The sequence below is a fragment of the Vibrio sp. 970 genome, assembly GCF_033339075.1.
Genome location: NZ_JAWOTW010000545.1, coordinates 1 through 597 on the forward strand (window position 1 = coordinate 1; position 597 = coordinate 597).

The following is a 597-nucleotide window of genomic DNA, read 5'->3' on the forward strand; positions in this document are numbered from 1 at the left end:
TTTTTAACCAATAGCTCTTCTACGTATTCTTGACCCGTTTCAGTCAAGTGAACTTGTTTTGATTTTTCATCAACAGTGTAGTGACCATCGCCACGGTACTCTTCAGAATCTTCTTTATCTTGCTTCTGTAGGTGTGGGATAAGCAGGTTGATTCGAGTGTAAAGTTCTGAACTGTCTTCTGCCGGACCAGAGATGATCAAAGGAGTACGAGCTTCATCGATAAGGATTGAGTCCACCTCATCGACCACAGCAAAGAAACGTTCGCGCTGAACACGGTCTTCATTGCGGAAAGCCATGTTGTCGCGCAAGTAATCGAAACCAAACTCGTTGTTTGTTCCGTATAGAATATCAGCTTGGTACGCTTCTTTTTTCTCTTGAGGAGGCATGTTCGGCACGTTAACACCCACCGTCATACCTAGGAATTCAAATAGCGGACGGTTTGTCTCCGCATCACGTTTAGCGAGGTAGTCGTTGACCGTAACAACGTGTACGCCTTTACCAGGAAGTGCATTTAGGTAAGCAGGAAGAGTTGCCGTTAGACTTTTACCTTCCCCCGTGCGCATCTCTGCGATTTGGCCTGCATTTAGAACCATACCG

At 45.9% G+C, this 597-nt stretch carries 1 protein-coding gene; it reads right to left on the bottom strand.

What is annotated here, in order from left to right:
• Positions 1 to 597: DEAD/DEAH box helicase (locus tag R7Q11_RS27785; protein WP_405532565.1), on the bottom strand; the 597-nt coding region annotated here is incomplete at both ends.